Annotated in this window: 18 protein-coding genes; 7 read left to right on the top strand and 11 right to left on the bottom strand. The window is 73.3% G+C overall.

The genetic code is table 11. The features are described from left to right. Nucleotides 1-37: 37 nt before the first annotated feature. A complete protein-coding gene (locus tag A4R25_RS13335) occupies nucleotides 38-820 on the bottom strand; it encodes an aldo/keto reductase (protein WP_043326222.1) in 783 nt (260 codons plus the stop codon). Nucleotides 821-898: 78 nt separating this feature from the next. Here A4R25_RS13335 and A4R25_RS13330 point away from each other — a divergent pair, with 78 nt between their 5' ends. Further along, entirely contained in the window at nucleotides 899-1,933 is a 1,035-nt protein-coding gene (locus A4R25_RS13330; RefSeq protein ID WP_064446916.1) for a DNA polymerase ligase N-terminal domain-containing protein, read from the top strand. 8 nt (nucleotides 1,934-1,941) lie between these two features. Then, the gene (locus A4R25_RS13325) at nucleotides 1,942-3,123 is read left to right on the top strand and encodes a threonine synthase (RefSeq protein ID WP_064446915.1); all 1,182 of its coding nucleotides are present in this window, start codon (nucleotides 1,942-1,944) and stop codon (nucleotides 3,121-3,123) included. Between the two features lie 48 nt (nucleotides 3,124-3,171). Here A4R25_RS13325 and A4R25_RS13320 read toward each other — a convergent pair whose 3' ends face one another. Both A4R25_RS13320 and A4R25_RS13315 read right to left on the bottom strand, forming a co-directional pair. Next, nucleotides 3,172-3,564 carry a cupin domain-containing protein gene (locus tag A4R25_RS13320; protein WP_013284343.1) on the bottom strand — a complete coding sequence of 131 codons (393 nt, stop codon included), beginning with the start codon at nucleotides 3,562-3,564 and terminating at the stop codon, nucleotides 3,172-3,174. Nucleotides 3,565-3,814: 250 nt separating this feature from the next. Beyond that, nucleotides 3,815-4,219 carry a hypothetical protein gene (locus A4R25_RS13315; RefSeq protein ID WP_043326228.1) on the bottom strand — a complete coding sequence of 135 codons (405 nt, stop codon included), beginning with the start codon at nucleotides 4,217-4,219 and terminating at the stop codon, nucleotides 3,815-3,817. 209 nt (nucleotides 4,220-4,428) lie between these two features. Here A4R25_RS13315 and A4R25_RS13310 point away from each other — a divergent pair, with 209 nt between their 5' ends. Beyond that, nucleotides 4,429-5,520, top strand: coding sequence for a hypothetical protein (locus A4R25_RS13310; protein WP_064446914.1), 1,092 nt, complete (start codon nucleotides 4,429-4,431; stop codon nucleotides 5,518-5,520). A gap of 1 nt (nucleotide 5,521) precedes the next feature. On the opposite strand, the gene A4R25_RS13305 is transcribed toward A4R25_RS13310, so the two are convergent. Beyond that, nucleotides 5,522-5,803 (bottom strand): iron-sulfur cluster biosynthesis family protein, encoded by a 282-nt coding sequence (locus A4R25_RS13305; protein ID WP_030501863.1) that lies wholly within the window; start codon nucleotides 5,801-5,803, stop codon nucleotides 5,522-5,524. 192 nt (nucleotides 5,804-5,995) lie between these two features. On the opposite strand from A4R25_RS13305, the gene dacB reads away from it, so the two are divergent. Beyond that, nucleotides 5,996-7,579 (top strand): D-alanyl-D-alanine carboxypeptidase/D-alanyl-D-alanine-endopeptidase, encoded by a 1,584-nt coding sequence (gene dacB / locus A4R25_RS13300; protein ID WP_043326229.1) that lies wholly within the window; start codon nucleotides 5,996-5,998, stop codon nucleotides 7,577-7,579. A 22-nt stretch (nucleotides 7,580-7,601) separates the two neighbouring features. Here dacB and A4R25_RS13295 read toward each other — a convergent pair whose 3' ends face one another. From A4R25_RS13295 to A4R25_RS13275, 5 genes are all read right to left on the bottom strand, one after another. Beyond that, nucleotides 7,602-7,913 (bottom strand): hypothetical protein, encoded by a 312-nt coding sequence (locus A4R25_RS13295; protein ID WP_043326231.1) that lies wholly within the window; start codon nucleotides 7,911-7,913, stop codon nucleotides 7,602-7,604. A gap of 88 nt (nucleotides 7,914-8,001) precedes the next feature. Then, complete coding sequence (locus A4R25_RS13290; RefSeq protein ID WP_231915516.1) at nucleotides 8,002-8,907, bottom strand: hypothetical protein; 906 nt, start codon at nucleotides 8,905-8,907, stop codon at nucleotides 8,002-8,004. Between the two features lie 125 nt (nucleotides 8,908-9,032). Then, nucleotides 9,033-9,935, bottom strand: a complete 903-nt coding sequence (locus tag A4R25_RS31795; protein ID WP_231915515.1) for a hypothetical protein — start codon at nucleotides 9,933-9,935, stop codon at nucleotides 9,033-9,035. A 1,085-nt stretch (nucleotides 9,936-11,020) separates the two neighbouring features. Next, nucleotides 11,021-11,473, bottom strand: a complete 453-nt coding sequence (locus A4R25_RS13280) for a pyridoxamine 5'-phosphate oxidase family protein (protein WP_043326236.1) — start codon at nucleotides 11,471-11,473, stop codon at nucleotides 11,021-11,023. Between the two features lie 43 nt (nucleotides 11,474-11,516). Continuing rightward, on the bottom strand, nucleotides 11,517-12,110 hold the full coding sequence (locus tag A4R25_RS13275; protein WP_064446912.1) for a pentapeptide repeat-containing protein: 594 nt from the start codon (nucleotides 12,108-12,110) through the stop codon (nucleotides 11,517-11,519). Nucleotides 12,111-12,166: 56 nt separating this feature from the next. Here A4R25_RS13275 and A4R25_RS13270 point away from each other — a divergent pair, with 56 nt between their 5' ends. Beyond that, a complete protein-coding gene (locus A4R25_RS13270; RefSeq protein ID WP_064446911.1) occupies nucleotides 12,167-13,399 on the top strand; it encodes a serine hydrolase in 1,233 nt (410 codons plus the stop codon). Between the two features lie 54 nt (nucleotides 13,400-13,453). Beyond that, entirely contained in the window at nucleotides 13,454-14,095 is a 642-nt protein-coding gene (locus A4R25_RS13265; protein ID WP_043326240.1) for an NAD(P)-dependent oxidoreductase, read from the top strand. Nucleotide 14,096: 1 nt separating this feature from the next. Here the strand turns inward: A4R25_RS13265 and A4R25_RS13260 are convergent, their stop codons facing one another. Together A4R25_RS13260 and A4R25_RS31470 are read right to left on the bottom strand one after the other, a co-directional pair. Then, entirely contained in the window at nucleotides 14,097-14,561 is a 465-nt protein-coding gene (locus tag A4R25_RS13260; RefSeq protein ID WP_030272926.1) for a PPOX class F420-dependent oxidoreductase, read from the bottom strand. 31 nt (nucleotides 14,562-14,592) lie between these two features. Beyond that, complete coding sequence (locus A4R25_RS31470) at nucleotides 14,593-15,234, bottom strand: DUF6642 family protein (RefSeq protein ID WP_043326246.1); 642 nt, start codon at nucleotides 15,232-15,234, stop codon at nucleotides 14,593-14,595. A 256-nt stretch (nucleotides 15,235-15,490) separates the two neighbouring features. On the opposite strand from A4R25_RS31470, the gene A4R25_RS13250 reads away from it, so the two are divergent. Continuing rightward, the gene (locus tag A4R25_RS13250) at nucleotides 15,491-16,270 is read left to right on the top strand and encodes a D-Ala-D-Ala carboxypeptidase family metallohydrolase (protein ID WP_043326248.1); all 780 of its coding nucleotides are present in this window, start codon (nucleotides 15,491-15,493) and stop codon (nucleotides 16,268-16,270) included. Nucleotides 16,271-16,315 lie beyond the last annotated feature (45 nt).

Raw genomic sequence — 16,315 nt, 5'->3', positions numbered from 1 at the left:
CCGTCGCGGACCGCGCCCCCTCCCCCCCGGGTACGCCTCAGCCGGCGAGCGCGTCGATGTCGCGCATCTCCTCGGCGGTGAGCGAGAACCCGAACACGTCGACGTTGGCCCGGATCCGCTCCGGCGTGACCGACTTCGGGATGACCACGATCTCGTGGTCGATGTGCCAGCGCAGCACCACCTGGGCCGGCGACACGTCGTGCGCCTGGGCGATGCGGACCAGCACCGGGTCGGACAGGTCGCTGGTCTTGAACGGGCTGTACCCCTCCAGCGCCACGCCCCGGTCCCGGTGGGCGGCGTGCGTGTGCCGCTCGTACAGCGAGGGGCTCCAGCGGATCTGGTTGACCGCCGGGGTCTCCTCGGTGGCCTGGATCAGCTCGTCGATCTGCCCGATCGAGTAGTTGCTCACCCCGACCGTGCGCGCCATGTTCTCGTCCCGCGCGGCGAGCATCTCCCGCCACACCGGGATGCTGTCGCCGGGCGCGGACGGCGGCCAGTGCACCAGCCACAGGTCCACGTAGTCGGTGTCCAGGGCGGCCAGGCTCGCCTCGATGGTCTCCCGCTCCCGGCCCACCCGGTCCGGCGGCAGCTTGGTGGTGATGAAGACGTCCTCGCGGCGCAGCCCGCTCTCCTTGACCGCCCGCCCGACCTCCTTCTCGTTGCCGTACATGGTGGCCGTGTCGATGTGCCGGTAGCCGGCGTCGAGCGCGGCGAGCACGGCCTGGAAGCCGGCCTCGCCGGTGGCCTGCCACGTCCCGAAGCCGAGCAGCGGGATCCGGACGTCACCGGCGAGCGGAAGGGTGGGCTGGTCGCTGTCCATGTCCCCCGTTCTACCCCGGTTCGCCGCACACACACCGGCATCCCGGCGCGCACGGCGCGTCTGGGGGAGGATGCGGGGATGGCGGACCGGCTGGACGAGTACCGGCGCAAACGGGACGCCGCGCGTACCCCGGAACCGGTGCCCGAGCGGGCGCCCGGCCGGAAGCGGTCCGCGCGGCGCGCGCCCCGCTTCGTCATTCAGCAGCACCACGCCCGGAGCCTGCACTGGGACCTGCGGCTGGAGCACGACGGCGTGCTCGCCTCCTGGGCGGTGCCGCGCGGCCTGCCCCGCGACCCGGGCCGCAACCACCTCGCCGTGCACACCGAGGACCACCCGATGGAGTACCTGACGTTCCACGGGGAGATTCCCGCCGGGGAGTACGGCGGCGGGCGGATGACAGTGCACGACACCGGCACCTACCGGGCCGAGAAGTGGCGCGACGACGAGGTGATCGTGGTGCTCGACGGCGAGCGCACGAAGGGGCGGTACGTGCTGTTCGCCACCGGCGGGCGGGGCCGGGACTGGATGATCAGGCGCACCGACCCGGCGCCGGAGGGCTGGACGCCGATGCCCGACCTGGTCCGCCCGATGCGGCCCGCCGAGGGTGGGCGGCTGCCGCGCGACGCCGACGCCTGGGGGTACGAGCTGCGCTGGGCGGGCGTGCGCGCGATGGCGTACGTCTCGGGCGGCCGGCTGCGGCTGCTCGACGGCGACGACAACGAGGTCACCGGGTCGTACCCCTGGCTGCGGGCGATGGCCGAGGCGCTGGCCCCGGCCGAGGCGGTGCTGGACGGCGTGCTGGTCCGGATCGACCCGGCCGGGCGGGTCCGGCCGCCGACCCGGCGCGACGGGCAGTTCCTCGCCGTCGACCTGCTCTGGCTGGAGGGCGTGCCGAGCCTGGACGTGCCGTACGCGCAACGCCGTGACCTGCTCGACGGTCTGGCGCTCGCCGGTCCGCACTGGCAGACTCCGCCGTGGTTCCCGGGAGTCGGTGCGGACGCCCTGCGGGCCGCCCGTGAGCAGGGGCTCCCGGGAGTGGTGGCGAAACGCCTCGACTCCCCGTACGAGCCGGGCCGGCGCAGCCGGCACTGGCTGAGCATCGACGCGAGCTGAGGACCACCGTGCACCTGACGCACCTGGAGTGCCCGCGCTGCGGTCGTGACCATCCGGCCGACGTGTTGCAGAACCTGTGCGGCTGCGGCTCACCGCTGCTGGCGCGCTACGACCTCGCCGAGGTGGCCGCCACCGTGGCCCCGGAGCAGTTCGGGCTGCGCCCGGCCGACCTGTGGCGCTACCGGGAGCTGCTGCCGGTGGCCGATCCCCGGTGCGTCACCACGCTCGGCGAGGGCTGGACGCCGATGTGGCGTGCGCCCGCGTACGGCCACGAGATCGGCATCGCGGATCTGCTCGTCAAGGACGAGGGGCTGACCCCGACCGGGTCGTTCAAGGCGCGGGGCGCGTCGGTGGGTGTGAGCCGGGCCCGGGAGCTGGGCGTGGAGCACATCGCGATGCCGACGAACGGCAACGCCGGGGCGGCCTGGGCCACGTACGCGGCGCGGGCCGGGATGGGCGCGACGATCGCCATGCCGCTGGCCGCGCCGACCATCTGCCGGGAGGAGTGCCTCGCCGCCGGCGCGGACCTGCGGCTGATCGACGGCCTGATCAACGACGCCGGCCGGGACATCGCCGAGCTGATCGCCGGGTCGGACGGGCGGATCTTCGACGCGGGCACGCTGCGCGAGCCGTACCGCCTCGAAGGCAAGAAGACCATGGGGTACGAGATCGTCGAGCAGCTCGGCTGGCAGGTGCCCGACGTGATCGTCTACCCGACCGGCGGGGGCGTCGGGCTGATCGGCATCCACAAGGCGCTGCACGAGCTGCGCGAGCTGGGCTGGGTCGAGGACCGGCTGCCCCGGCTGGTAGCGGTGCAGTCCACCGGATGCGCGCCGATCGTGCGGGCGTTCGCGGCCGGCGAGGACCGCGTCACCCCGTGGGAGGACGCGCGCACCGTCGCGTTCGGCATCACCGTGCCCGCCCCGCTCGGCGACGAGCTGATCCTGTCCGCGCTGCGGGAGAGCGCCGGCACCGCGATCGCCGTGGACGACGCGGAGATCCTCACCGACCTGCGCGACTTCGCCGCCCGCGAGGGGCTGCTGCTCTGCCCGGAGGGCGCGGCCTGCCTGACCGCCGCCCGGCACCTGCGGGCCGGTGGCTGGATCCGTCCCGGCGAGCGCGTGGTGGTGCTGAACACCGGCGCCGGCCTGAAATACCCCGGCCTGATGCAAGGAGGGGCCCCTTCTTAACGTCTCCGGTAGAGCAGGGGCCCCCGCTTAACACGTGCGCACCGGGCGTCAGGACGTCGGCGGCTCGTCCTCGCCGGCCTCCTCGGCGGCGTCCGCCTCCTCCTTCGTCTTGTGCACCGCGCCGTCGGCGTGCTCCGGCGGGCCGTAGACGGTGTAGAGCACCAGCGGGTTCGGCCCGGTGTTGACGAAGTTGTGCTTCGTGCCGGCCGGGACGACCACGAGGTCGCCGGAGACGACCTCCTTCTTCTCGCCGGCCACCCGGGCCTCGCCGGTGCCGCTGACGAACGTGAGGATCTGGTCGATGCCCTCGTGGACCTCCTCGCCGATCTCGCCGCCCGGCGGAATGGTCATGATGACCAGCTGGGTGTGCTCCCCGGTCCAGAGCACGCGGCGGAAGTCGGGACTCTTCTCGGCGACTGTCGCGATAGTGAAATGCTCCATGGCCCGCTCATACCCCGATCACGCGCCCGCCACGCCGGGAGTCGCAGATGGTGGAATTCCCCACGCCGATCCGGTTTGGATCCCCGGAGAAGGGGCATGTGCTGCCGACAAGACCGGTGCGGGACGGGCCGGTCGAGCCAAGTCCCCGCTGGCGTACCGCCTGTACGGCTGCGGCGGTGGGAGACGGCCGGAGCGCGGCGACGTTACGACCGGAGGTCGTGCGGCGCCGTGCGCTCGTCTGCGCGTCCGGTCAGGCCAGCACGGCCAGGTGGAACGGACGGTCCACGTGCCCGCTCGTGCCGTGCGTCTCGACGAACACGGCGTTCGCGATACCCGAGCGCGGCGCGACGGTGATGACACCCTGCGGGACCAGCCCGTTCGCCGTCGCGGGGCCCACCGATCCGACGTACGCCGCTCCGGCCACGTCCTGGTCGAACGCGACCTGGTACATCCCGGCGGCGAGCCGGGTGGCCGAGGTGGCGCCGAGCCCGCGGACGAGTTTTCCGTCGGCGTCGACCACGGCGAACAGCATCCGTGCGGTGGCCGGCAGCCCGACCGGCGAACACGAGTTGATCTCGGTGTCGGCGCGTGCGGCCTCCCGCATGCTCGGGATCGGCTGGCCGGTGGTTTCCCTCCTACCTCTGCGGCTGGGCATGGTGATCCTCTCTCCCGCCGGTACGCCGGCCGGAGGCGTTCGTGCGCGTTCGGGCGATCGGCGGCGGTCACCCTCGATGATTCCGACGCTATGTCGGCGCACCGCCCGGCAACCAGCCGATGAAGTGTCCGATCACTGACAGCGAACGGCTCTGACCTGCGAAAACGTTCACAACATGACGCAGAGCGATCGGCTGGCTACATTTAAGTATGGTGCAGTCGCCCCGAGGCCCGGTCTACCGCCCGGTGCTGGCCGCGCGGCGCGGTGAGCTGGAGGCGCTGTCCCATCTCGACGGAGGCTCCACCCCGCTGCTCGCACCGGTTCTCGACGTCGCGGCGGGCGCGCCGTCCATCAAGGACTCGCTGGCTCGACTGCCGGACGGGCTGCTGCCCGCCGTCGACGTGTCGGCGCTTCCGGACACCCCGGAACACGATCCGGTCCGTTGGGGCGTACCGCTGGCGCCGGTCATCGGCCTGACGGACAGCGACCGGCGGCTGGCCGCGCACGGCGCGGCGGCACGGGCCTGGGCGCACCACGCGGTCGTCCGGTTGCGCACCGGCCCGGACCGAAGCGGGCCGGACGCCGCGACGGCCGCCGCGGAGCGGGTGTGGCGGCTGACCGGCCTGATGCCGGAGCAGTGCGACCTGCTGCTCGACGCGGAGGACGTGTGCTGCACCGCGGACGTCCGGCTGGCCGAGCCACGGGTGCGGCGCGCGGCGGAATGGGCCCGGCGGCACGCCTGGCGCTCGGTGACGGTGGCGGCCGGCGGGATGCCGCCGGCCCTGTCCCGGCTTCCGGTGGACGAGCCGGTCCGGCTGGACCGGTACGACTGGTCGCTCTGGCAGCGCCTGGCCGACCTGGACCTCGGGTACGGCGACTACGGCGTGAGCTGCGCGGTACGCGGCGCGGACGAGCCGGTCGACCGGGTTCCCACGCTGCGCTGGGCAACCGACGACGCGTGGTGGGTCTACCGCTGGTCGCGGCGCGGCGGGCGGGGCGACGAGCGCTTCGCCGACCTGTGCCGCACGGTGACCGCCGCCGCGCACTGGCCGGCAGCCGGGGCCGGCTTCTCCTGGGGCGACCACGAGATCGTCCGGCGGGCCCGGCGCGGCGCGGGCGCAGGTTCCCCGGCCAACTGGATCGCGTGGAGCACCTCGCACCACCTGGCGCAGGTGCTGGCCGCACTGGTCCGACCGGAACGGGACCAGCGCGGCCGGGCGTGGTGGGCCGACCCGGACGTCCCGGAACGGGGACGTACCGGCCGCTCGCCGCGCGGCGGGGAGTCCCGCCGCGCCGGCTGACTCACTCCTTCTCGGTGAACCCGAACTGCACCACGCCCTCGTCGTCGACGACCGCGTCCACCGAGGTGTCGTTCAGCAGTTCGGCGGCGTCGGAGTCGAGGAAGATGCGCGCCCCCTCGGTGTCCACCACCTGGTCGCCCCGCACCGGCTCCGGCACCAGTTCGATGGAGAGCGAACCGGCCTCGGTGTCGGCGGCGATGCGCAGCCCACCGGCGTCGGCCACGTCCTGCTGGGCGGCGAGGTCACGGATCACCAGGACGGCGTTGTCGGTCATGGTCAGCATCGCTGAACTCCTCATGGCTGGATGTCGGGATTCGCGCGGGCGACAAGGCCCACGTACAGGTCTTTTCCCTCCCTCGGCCCGGCGAATCCCTAGGCTGGGGGCAGAGACGGCGCGGTGCGCGCCACGTCTCCTGGCGATAACCTTTCACACCGGAGTCTTTCCCGCAGGAAATCTCCATGGCAGCATCGGCACATGCATCGTCGCCTATTCCCCCGGGCGCTCGCGGTGCTGGTGCTGGTCGCCACCGCGGCCACCGCCGGCGCCACCACCGCCACTGCCGAAGCGCCCACCCCCGCGCAGACCCGGCTGCACGCCACCATCGACGCCGTCCTCGCCGACAGCCGGCTCGACGGCGCGCAGGCGGGCGTGGTCGTCGTCGACACCACCACCGGCCGCACGCTGTACGACCGCAACGGGACGCGACGGCTCATCCCGGCCTCCAACACCAAGCTGTTCACCTCCGCGGCGGCGATGGAACTGCTCGGACCGGGCCACCGGTTCACCACCGACGTGAGCGCCGACGGGCCGCGCCACGCCGGCATGCTCTCCGGCGACCTCTACCTGCGCGGCGGAGGCGACCCCACCATCCTCGCCGCCGACTACGACCGGCTCGCCGCGCAGGTCGCCGCGACCGGCGTACGGGTCGTCGCGGGCAACCTGGTCGCCGACGACACCCGGTACGACCGCGACCGGCTCGGCCCGGACTGGACCTGGGACGACGAGCCCTACTACTACGCCGCCCAGGTGTCCGCGCTCACCGTGGCCCCGGACACCGACTACGACGCCGGCACGGTGATCGTCCACGCCGCGCCGGGAACGCGGGCGGGCGCCCGACCGAAGATCACCATGACTCCGGACAACGGCTGGCTGCGCATCGAGAACCGGGCCGAGACGGTGACCGAGGGCGAGACCACCATCTCGTTCGAGCGCGAGCACGGCGGCAACACAGTGGTGGTCACCGGCCAGATCGCGCTCGGCCAGGCCACCGAGAGCGACTGGGTGACGGTCTGGGAACCGACCGGGTACGCGGCCGACGTGTTCCGGTCCGCGCTGCGCCGTCACGGCGTACGGGTGCTCGGGCGGACCGTGCTCGGCGCCGCCACCCCGGACACGGCCAAGCCGCTGGCCCGGCACGACTCGATGCCGCTGACCGACCTCATGGTGCCGTTCCTCAAGCTCTCCAACAACGGCCACGCCGAAGTGCTCACCAAGGAACTCGGCCGGCAGCTCTCCGGCTCCGGCACCTGGGCCGCCGGGCTCTCCGCGATCAGCGGGTACGTGGGCGACACCGGGGTGGACACCGGCACGCTGCGCCAACGTGACGGCTCCGGCCTGTCCCGGCGCAACCTCGTCCCGCCGGGACAGTTCGTCACGCTGCTCTCGGCGGTCCGCGCCGAACCGTGGTTCGACACCTGGTACGCCGCGCTGCCGGTGGCCGGCAACCCGAACCGGCTCGTCGGCGGGACGCTGCGCAGCCGGATGAGCGGCACCGCCGCCGCGAACAACGTGCACGCCAAGACCGGCAGCCTGACCGGCGCGTCAGCGCTCTCCGGCTACGTCACGAGTGCGGACGGCCGGCTGCTGGCGTTCTCGATCGTGCTGAACAACTACCTGACCTCGTCGGTGAAGGGGCTGGAGGATCAGATCGCGATCGCCCTGGCCGCGTACACCGAGAGGGAGACGGCCACCGCCCGGCGTACCGTGCCGGCCGCGCCGGAGTCACCGCGCGTACCGGAGGGACGGGAGTGCTCCTGGGTCAAACCGGCGCTCTGCTGACCGGCGCCGTACCGCCCGGGTGCTAGGCGCCGGGGCGGCGCGGCTGCGGGCCGGCGGCGGGGTCACCCCGCTCGACGAGCGCGTCGATCTCGGCCGGTGGGAGCCCGCGCAGGGTGAGCACCCGGCGACCCCACCGGTGCAGCCGGCACGGGTGCGGGCTGGCGTCGTTGCGGCAGATGGTCCCGCCCGACCACGTCCGCGGCGCGTGCACCACCACCGCGCGCACCGCGAACTGGACGTCCTCGACCGTCACGTACGGCGGCATCGGGATCTCGCGCAGCACGTCACCGTCGGCGCGGGGGCGGGCGGGGACGACGGGAGCAGGGCCGGTCATCGGTCGTGCCTCCACAGGGGATGGTCGGACGGCAACAACGGAAACCTACGACGCCGTGCCGGGTACGCGACGGACAAACTGTCCCCGCTCAGCGCAGCGCCACCGCCTGGAGGCTGACGTTGCCGCAGTCGCCGAGCGACTCCTCCACCGTCCAGTTCAGCAGCAGCCGCGCGCCACGCTGGGCGCGGAACTTGATCGTGAACTCGGTGGTGAGCGCGGTGTGCGGGTCCTCCATCCGGAGCGTGGTCACCGGTCCGCCGGTGGAGACACGCACGTCGAGGCGGCCACGGGCCATCCAGAGCCCGGCGTACAGACGCACCGTGCGCTGCTGCCCGTCGGCGGCCACCGCCAGGTTGAACCCGCTGCCCCGGTGGCAGGCGTACACGCCGGACATGGTGCCGCTCGCCGACGCGACCGGGTTGCCGTCGCGCCAGGCGTACGCCTCGGGGTTGTTGCTGAAGCTCTGCCGCCGCCCCCGGCCGCCCTCGTCGCGGATCTCGCCGGAGCCGCCCCGCTTGCGGACCGTCCGGTCGGCGCCGGTGAGCCCCCAGTGGACCCAGTCGGTGGTGCCCACGGCGGTGAGGTCGACGGTGGCGGGCACCTCGGCGCGGGTCACGGTGACTGTCGGCGGGAGCGCGCTCGTCGGCGACGGCGACGGCGTGGACGGCGTCGGGCTCGGCGACGGTGGCCGCTGCCGGGGACGCAGTCCCGGATTGGCCACCGTGTCGTCGGCCTCGTTCGGCAGCCCGACCCGGCCGGGCGGCGCGGCCGGCAGCCGGGCGTGCTCCTCGCGTGGCGCGTCGTGCCGCTCGACGCCGAGGTAGAGCGCCAGTGCCGCCAGGCAGAGGAACGCGGCCAGCCCTTCCAGCATCAGCCGACGCCGACGGCGCAGCCGCCGCAGCGCGGAGCGGGTACGCGGAAGGCCGTGCCGATGCGAGCCGGGGCCGGTACGCGGACGGTCCTCCTGGCCCACCACACCCTCCACTTCGGTCACGACACCGCCGGATACGACTGGTGCGCGACGGGCTTCACGGTGTCACCGGACGGCTCTTTGCGCCATATGTCGAGTGACGGGCGTTTCCAGTTCGTTACCTGGCGGCCGCTCGCCGGACCGGCCGCTCAGCTTACCGTGACCGCCTGCAGCGCCACCCCGTCGTTCTGCGCGCCGGTGACCGTCAGGGCCTGCCATTTGATCAGCAGCCGCTCCCCCGGGGCCGCCCGGAAGCGGATGACGTACTGGTAGAAGCGGTCGCCCGCGGCGAGGGCGACCTCACGGACGACGGGATCGCCGCCGCTGGACAGCGTCAGGTCGAGCCGCGCGCCGGCCGAGAACGTGCCGACGAACAGCCGGACCGTGCGCAGGTCCCCGCTCCCGGCCACCCCGAGCGTGAAGCTCTTCCCGGCGCCGCGCTGGAAGACACCCGCCCGGGTGCCCTCCTGGCGCGCTGTCGGCGTACCGTCGGTCCACTGGAGATCACAGGCACCCGCGTTGTGCTCCAGCCGCTCGCCACCCGGATCCTGGATCTCGCCGGTGCCGCCCGCCTTGCGATGGAAGCTGTCCGCGCCGGTACCGCCCCAGTGCCGCCAGTCCCGCGTACCGAGCGCGGTGAGCGACAACGCCCCCGGCAGCGGCGCCAGGTCCACGTCGAGCAGCGGCCCGCCGGGTGACACCGGGTCGGCCGGCGCCTGATCGGGCGCCTGGTCGGGCGCCTGATCGCTCGGCGCCGCCACGGGCGACGTCTCCCGGTTCGACGGTGGCGCGGGTGACCGGCTCGCGTACGCCAGCGCCGCCACCAGCCCGGTCACGGCCACCGCCGCCAGCACGGCGCGCCGGCGCCGACGACGGGCCCGGGCCACGGCGACCCGGGTGGCCGGGGCGTCGGCCGGGGGCCGGGTCGGGCCGAGTGGCAGCCTGGTTCGCGCCGCGTCGCGCAGCCGGACGCCGATCCCGCCCGCCAGATCGCCGATCCGGCCGGCCAGGTCGCCGATCCCGCTGGTCAGGTGGCCGATCCCGCTGGTCATATCGGCCAGGCGCGCCGGGATGCTCTCCCGGGCGGAGTGCCGGCCCGGTCTCGCTTCTGTTTCGGCCACCTGCGGCGGGCCGGGTTCGGCCGGATCGGAAGCGGGCCGGACCGGCGACGGAGCGGACAGGTGCAGTCCGATCGGCGGCGGCCCGACCAGCGGAACCCGGCCGCCGGCCGGGTTCGAACGCGACTCGGGGACGGCCGATGCAGCCGCCCCGGTGACGAGTGGCCTCGGGCCGAGCGAACCCGGAGCGGGCGTGCCGGAGCCGGGCGGACCCGGAGCAGGCGCACCCGGGCTGAGCGGACCCGAAGCGAGCGGACCCGGAGCGAGCGAGCCCGAAGCGAGCGGCGCCGAAGCGAGCGCGCCCGAAGCAAGCGGACCCGAAGCAAGCGGGCCCGGGGCAAGCGGGCCCGGGGCAAGCGCGCCCGGGGCGGGCGTGTCGGCCGGGAGCGGGCCGGCGGCCGGAAGGTCGGGAGCCGGCGGTCCGCCGGCGCGCGGAGGCGGCCACACAGCGGTACCGGGCGGATCCAGGTCGACCGGCGGCACCGGATCGTCCGCGCCGGAAGGTGAGCGTTCGGCGTCCGGGGGCGTCACCGGCCGGGACACGCCGGGGTCGGTGTTCCCGGGCAGGCGGCGTGGACCGGTGGGCCGCGCCGGCGCGTCTGCCGATTCGTCCGGCGTGGGCAGCCAACCCCCGACCCGGATTCCGGTCCGCGCGATGTCGTCCTCAGCCACCGACCCTCCTCGGCCACCGGCGGCGAGCGGCCCGGCCCCGTGGCTCGCCGTAGGGAGGATGACACAGAACGCGATCTTGCAGAAGGCATCCGCCCTCGCAATTCCCACGCACCCCACGCCGCCAACCCGCCCACGGACCAGATCTTGGAAGATTCAGGTCCCCATAGGAGCAGTCCCCATAGGAGCCATTTCCTTCCAAGATCTCCCCCGGCCGGCGCGCCCACCCTCGTCAACCTGTTGATCATGAGGTTGGCGGGGACATTTCGGGCGCGGAATGCCGTCAACTTCATGATCGACGGGAGCGGGGCGGGGGTGGGGCGCCCCGGGGGGCGGGATGGTGGGTGGCGTCAGTGGCGGGTGCGGCGGCGCAGGCCCCGGGTGGGGTGCCAGCTCTCGATCAGCAGGTGGTCGGGCGGGTCGCCGACCCGGGTGAGCACCACCTCGGTCAGCTCGATCCGGAAGCTGTGCGAGCCGTCCTCGGCGGGCTGCTCCTCGTGCGCCCGGCCGGCGATCTTCGCGTCCCCGTCCCAGGTGGACGGGTCGTCCGGCGGGGCGTCCTCGGTCGGGCTGTGCAGCGCCACCCGAGGATCGCGGCGCAGGTCGAGCGCCTTGACCGCGCCGGCCATGCTGCCCAGCCGCAGCTGCCCGTCGTCACCGAAGTCGAACTCGGTGCCGCTGATCCGCGGCGAACCGTCCCGCCGCAGCGTCGCCATCGTGCCGTGCTTGCGGACCGCGAAGCGGGCGCGCACCCGCGCCGCGAACTCGGGTTCGGCCGCCACCAGATCGGACCACCATGTCATGCGCCCGATTCTGGCCGGGAAACCTGACAACCCGCGGCAGCTTTCAGCCGACCTGGAAACCGAGCGCCTGGGCCAGCATCACCGCCTGCTCGGCGTCGATCCGCGCGCCGGCACGCTGCACCGCCGTCGGGTCGAGCGCGGACAGGTCGCTGCCGCGCAGGTCGGCCCGGATCAGCTTGGCGGCGTGCAACTGGGCGCCGGAGAGGTCCACGCCGGTCAGCGTCGCGCCGGTGAGGTCGGCGCCGGTCAGGTCGACCTCCCGCATCCGTACGTCGGTGATCCGTGCCCCGCGCAGGTCGGCGCCGGCGAGCGTGACGAAGGACCAGTCGCCCCGGTCGATCCGCAGCGGGCGCAGGTCGCAGCGGTCGAACGTGCTGCCGACCAGCTTGCAGCCGGTGAACTCGGCCTCGAAGAGGTTGCACTTGCTGAACGAGCACCTGGTGAACGCCGAGTCGGTGTGCCGGGAGGCGTTGAACGCCACGTTGCCGAACACGCAGTCGGTGAAGACCGCGCCCCGGCTGACCGCCTCGGTCAGGTCGACGTGGAAGAACTCGCACCGTACGAAGTGCCTGTCGGCCAACTCCTCGGCGTACCAGTCCTCCTGGCGGTAGGTGACGTCCTCGACCGGCTCCGGCATGCCACCGACAGTAGTGACACTTCTCGGCCGCGGTACCTGCGGGTAGGTTCGCGGTCGTGAGTGTCACCGTGAGCACCGACCCCGGACGTGTCGGCCTCGATCCCGCCCGGCTGGCGCGGATCGACGAGCACTTCGCCCGGTACGTCGACGACGGCCGGCTCGCCGGCTGGCAGATCGTCGTCACCCGCCGGGGCGAGATCGCCCACTCCTCGACGTACGGGCTGCGCGACCGGGAGGCCGGTACGCCGGTCGAGGCGGACACGCTCTGGCGCATCTACTCGATGACCAAGCCGATCACCTCGGTCGCCGCGATGATGCTCTGGGAGGAGGGCCGGCTCGAGCTGAACGACCCGGTCAGCCGCTGGCTGCCGGAGTTCGCCGACGTACGGGTCTACGACCGGGGTTCGGTGCTGAAGCCGTACACGGTGCCGGCGGTCGAGCCGATCCGGATCTGGCACCTGCTCACCCACACCGCCGGCCTGACGTACGGCTTCGCCCAGGTGTCGGTGGTCGACGGCCTGTACCGGGCGGCGGGCTTCGACCTGGGCGTGCCGCCGGGCGCGGACCTGGCGGCGGCCTCGGCCGGGCTGGCCCGGCTGCCGCTGCTGTTCCAGCCGGGCACGAGCTGGAACTACGGCGTCTCCACCGACGTCCTGGGCCGCCTGGTCGAGGTGATCTCCGGGCAGTCGCTCGACGCGTTCTTCGCCGAGCGGATCCTGGGCCCGCTGGGCATGACCGACACCCGCTGGTGGGTGGACGCGGCGGACGCGAAACGCCTGGCCGCGCTCTACGCCCCGCACCCGGCGACCGGTCAGGCGGTACGCGCCGACGGGGTGGGCCGGGCCGCGCTGGCGGAGCCGACGTGGCACTCCGGCGGCGGCGGGCTGCTCTCCACGGCGGCCGACTACCACCGGTTCACCCAGTTCCTGCTGCGTGGCGGCGAGCTGGACGGGGTGCGCCTGCTCGGGCCGCGCACGGTGCGCTTCATGACCCGCAACCACCTGCCCGGCAACCGGGACCTGGCCTCGTTCTCGCCGGAGGGCTTCGCCGAGACGATCCTCGACGGGGTCGGCTTCGGGCTGGGCTTCGCGGTCGTGCTGGACCCGGTGCCGTCGCGGGTGCCGAGCAGCGTCGGCGAGTTCTACTGGGGCGGCCTGGCCAGCACCGCGTTCTGGGTGGACCCGGTGGAGGAGGTCACCGCGCTGCTGTTCACCCAGTTGATGCCGTCCAGCACGTACCCGCTGCGCAGCCAGTTGCGCCAGCTCGTCTACTCGGCGATCGTCGACTGAGCCGGTTCGGCGGAACTCCCGCCGCCCGCCGGCAGGCTGCCTAGCCTGTGAGGCATGAGCGACATCGTCGTGTTCGGCGCCGGCGGGACGGCGGGCTCGCGGATCGCCGCGGAGGCGGTCGAGCGGGGGCACCGGGTGACAGCGGCGGTGCGGCGTCCGGAGGCGGTCGGCTACCTACCCCCAGGCGTACGCACGGTGACCGGCGACGCCACGTCGGCGCGAAGCGTACGCGAACTGGCCGAGGACGCGGATGTGCTGGTGGTGGCCATCGGCGGCGGCGAGCGGGCCCTGTGGCGCGACGCCGCGCGGACGCTGGTCGACACGCTGCGTGAGTTGCCGGACCCACCTCGGGTGATCCACGTCGGCGGTGGCTCGACGCTGCTCACGCCGAAGGGGACCCGGTATCTGGACGAGCCGGACTTCCCGGAGGAGTACCGGGACTCGGCGCACGGTCAGGCCGACGCGCTGGAGTTCTACAGGTCCAGCGCCGACGGGGTGACCTGGACGTACGTCTCCCCGCCGCCGCTGGAGTTCCACCCGGGCGAGCGGACCGGGCACTACCGCACCGGCACCGACCACCCGGTGACCGACGCGCAGGGCCGTTCGGTGCTCACCTACGAGGACCTGGCGGTGGCGATCGTCGACGAGATCGAGGATCCGCGCTTCGGCAACGCCCGGTTCACGGTCGCGTACTGATTCAGTCGGCCAGCCGGGCCGGGAAGCCGCCGGTGGCGATCGGGCCCCAGGACTCGATCGTGACCCGGATCAGCGACTTGCCCTGCGCGACCATGGCCGACCGGTACTCGTCCCAGTCCGGGTGCTCGCCGGAGATGCTGCGGAAGTACTCGACCAGCGGTTCCAGCGCCTCGGGCAGGTCGAGCACCTCGGCCACGCCGTCGACCTGCACCCACGGGCCGTTCCAGTCGTCGGAGAGCACGCACGCGGAGACGCGCGGGTCGCGGCGGATGTTGGCGACCTTGGCACGCTCGGGATAGGTGGAGATCACCAGCCGGCCCTCGGCATCCACCCCGCAGGCCACCGGGGAGGACTGCGGGCGCCCGTCGGAGCGGGTGGTCATGAGCACGACGTGGTGGCGGGGGCGGAGGAACTCGATCAGGGCGTCCCGGTCGACCCGGGTGTTCTTCGCGATGCTGCGTGCCATGCCTCGGTTCTACCAGGCATGTCCGTCGTTCTCAGCGCGGGCGGCCGGCGGACCGCTGCGCGGTGACCTGCTCCGGCACGCGCGGGCGGGCCGAGGGCCGCCAGGCGCGGCCGTTGGCGTAGATCACCCGGAAACCGAGGTACGCGGCCAGCGGCGCCCAGTGCGCCGAGCGCATCCGCAGCTCGGCGGCGTTGTGCCGCTGCCCGTTGGCGAGCACGTCGAGCAGCACCGTCTCGAAGGCGGCCGACTCGACCCAGTCCACCTCGCGGGTGAAGCCGCAGATCAGCGCCGCGCCGGTGACGTCGAGGAACTCGCGCAGCGTGGCGTCGGAGGCGCGCAGCACCGAGCAGCTGCCGAAGTAGAGGCGGCGGCCCTCGCAGCGGCCGGCCATCCGCTCGGCCACGTCCGACAGCTCGACCGAGTCCCAGTCGGTGAGGCAGAGCCGGCTCGGCTCGCCGTGCATGGCGAAGAAGCCCACCCGGTGGTCGGCGTACTGCTTGAGCAGCCAGCGGTCGACGAAGTAGAACAGCTCGTCGCGGGTGGCCGCGTCCTTGTGGATGTAGCGGATACGGCCGAGCCGCTCCAGCAGATCGAGCGTGGGCAGGACGGACCCGCGTTCGTTGAGGTCGCGGTGCCACTGCCCCTCGACGCAGAACACGCCGCCACGCGCCAACGCCCACCTCCCCGCCCGTCGAGGTCGCCGCCCGGTCCGGGAGCAGACGTTACCGGTCACGTCCGACGGGCGACACCCGGCAGCGCGTACGCAAACAGGCAGTATTCACAGCCAATACCCAGCAACCGGGCGATGTGAGAACAATTTCCGCTAATCACCACGAAGAATCCTCGTACCTGTCACGGTGATAGGGACGGGACGTACCGGTCGATGTGCCCGTCGGATCCCAGTTCCGCTCTGACATCGGGAGGACTCTGTGCGCGTCAACACCCTGAAGCGGGCGGCGGTCGCGTTCGCGCTGGCCCTGCCCGGGGCCGCCGTGGCGACAGTCGTGGCCGCGCCACCGGCGCACGCCGACGGCTGCTACACCTGGAACCGGACGCTGTCCCAGGGAAGCTCCGGCGACGACGTCCGGCAGCTCCAGATCCGGGTGGCCGGCTGGGCGGCGTACGGCGGCATCGTCCGGGTCGACGGCGTGTACGGCCCGGAGACGGCCGCCGCGGTCAAGCGCTTCCAGACCGCGTACGGGCTGCGCGCCGACGGCGTGGCCGGGCCGCAGACGTTCGCCAGGATCTACGACCTGCAGAAGGACAGCGACTGCACGCCGAAGCACTTCAGCTACGCCGAGCTGGACAACGGCTGCGGCAAGGGCGGGTGGGCCGGTGGCCCGCTCTCCGCGTCGGCCACCCGGGAGAACGCGCTGCGCACCATGTGGAAGCTGGAGGCGCTGCGGCGCAGCCTCGGCGACAAGCCGCTCTACGTGACCAGCGGGTTCCGCAGCATCGCCTGCAACCGGCAGGTCGGCGGCGCCGCGGACAGCCAGCACCTCTACGGCAACGCGGCCGACCTGATCGCCAAGCACCGCAGCCTCTGCGACATCGCCCGCTCGGCCCGCAGCCGGGGCTTCAGCGGCATCTACGGCCCCGGCTACCCGGACCACGACGACCACACGCACGTCGACTCGCGGCGGGAGAACAACCGGGACAAGTCGTCGAACACGAAGGGCTGGTCCGCACCGGACTGCGGAGTCAAGTGATGCGGTGACGGCGGCCCGGACCGGGGGTGGGGGCTCCCCGTCCGG

It is taken from the genome of Micromonospora sp. NBRC 110037, assembly GCF_001652995.1.
GTDB lineage: Bacteria > Actinomycetota > Actinomycetes > Mycobacteriales > Micromonosporaceae > Micromonospora > Micromonospora chalcea.
The sequence above is the reverse complement of the archived record's forward strand: the minus strand, read 5'-3'. Positions and strand labels throughout refer to the sequence as shown.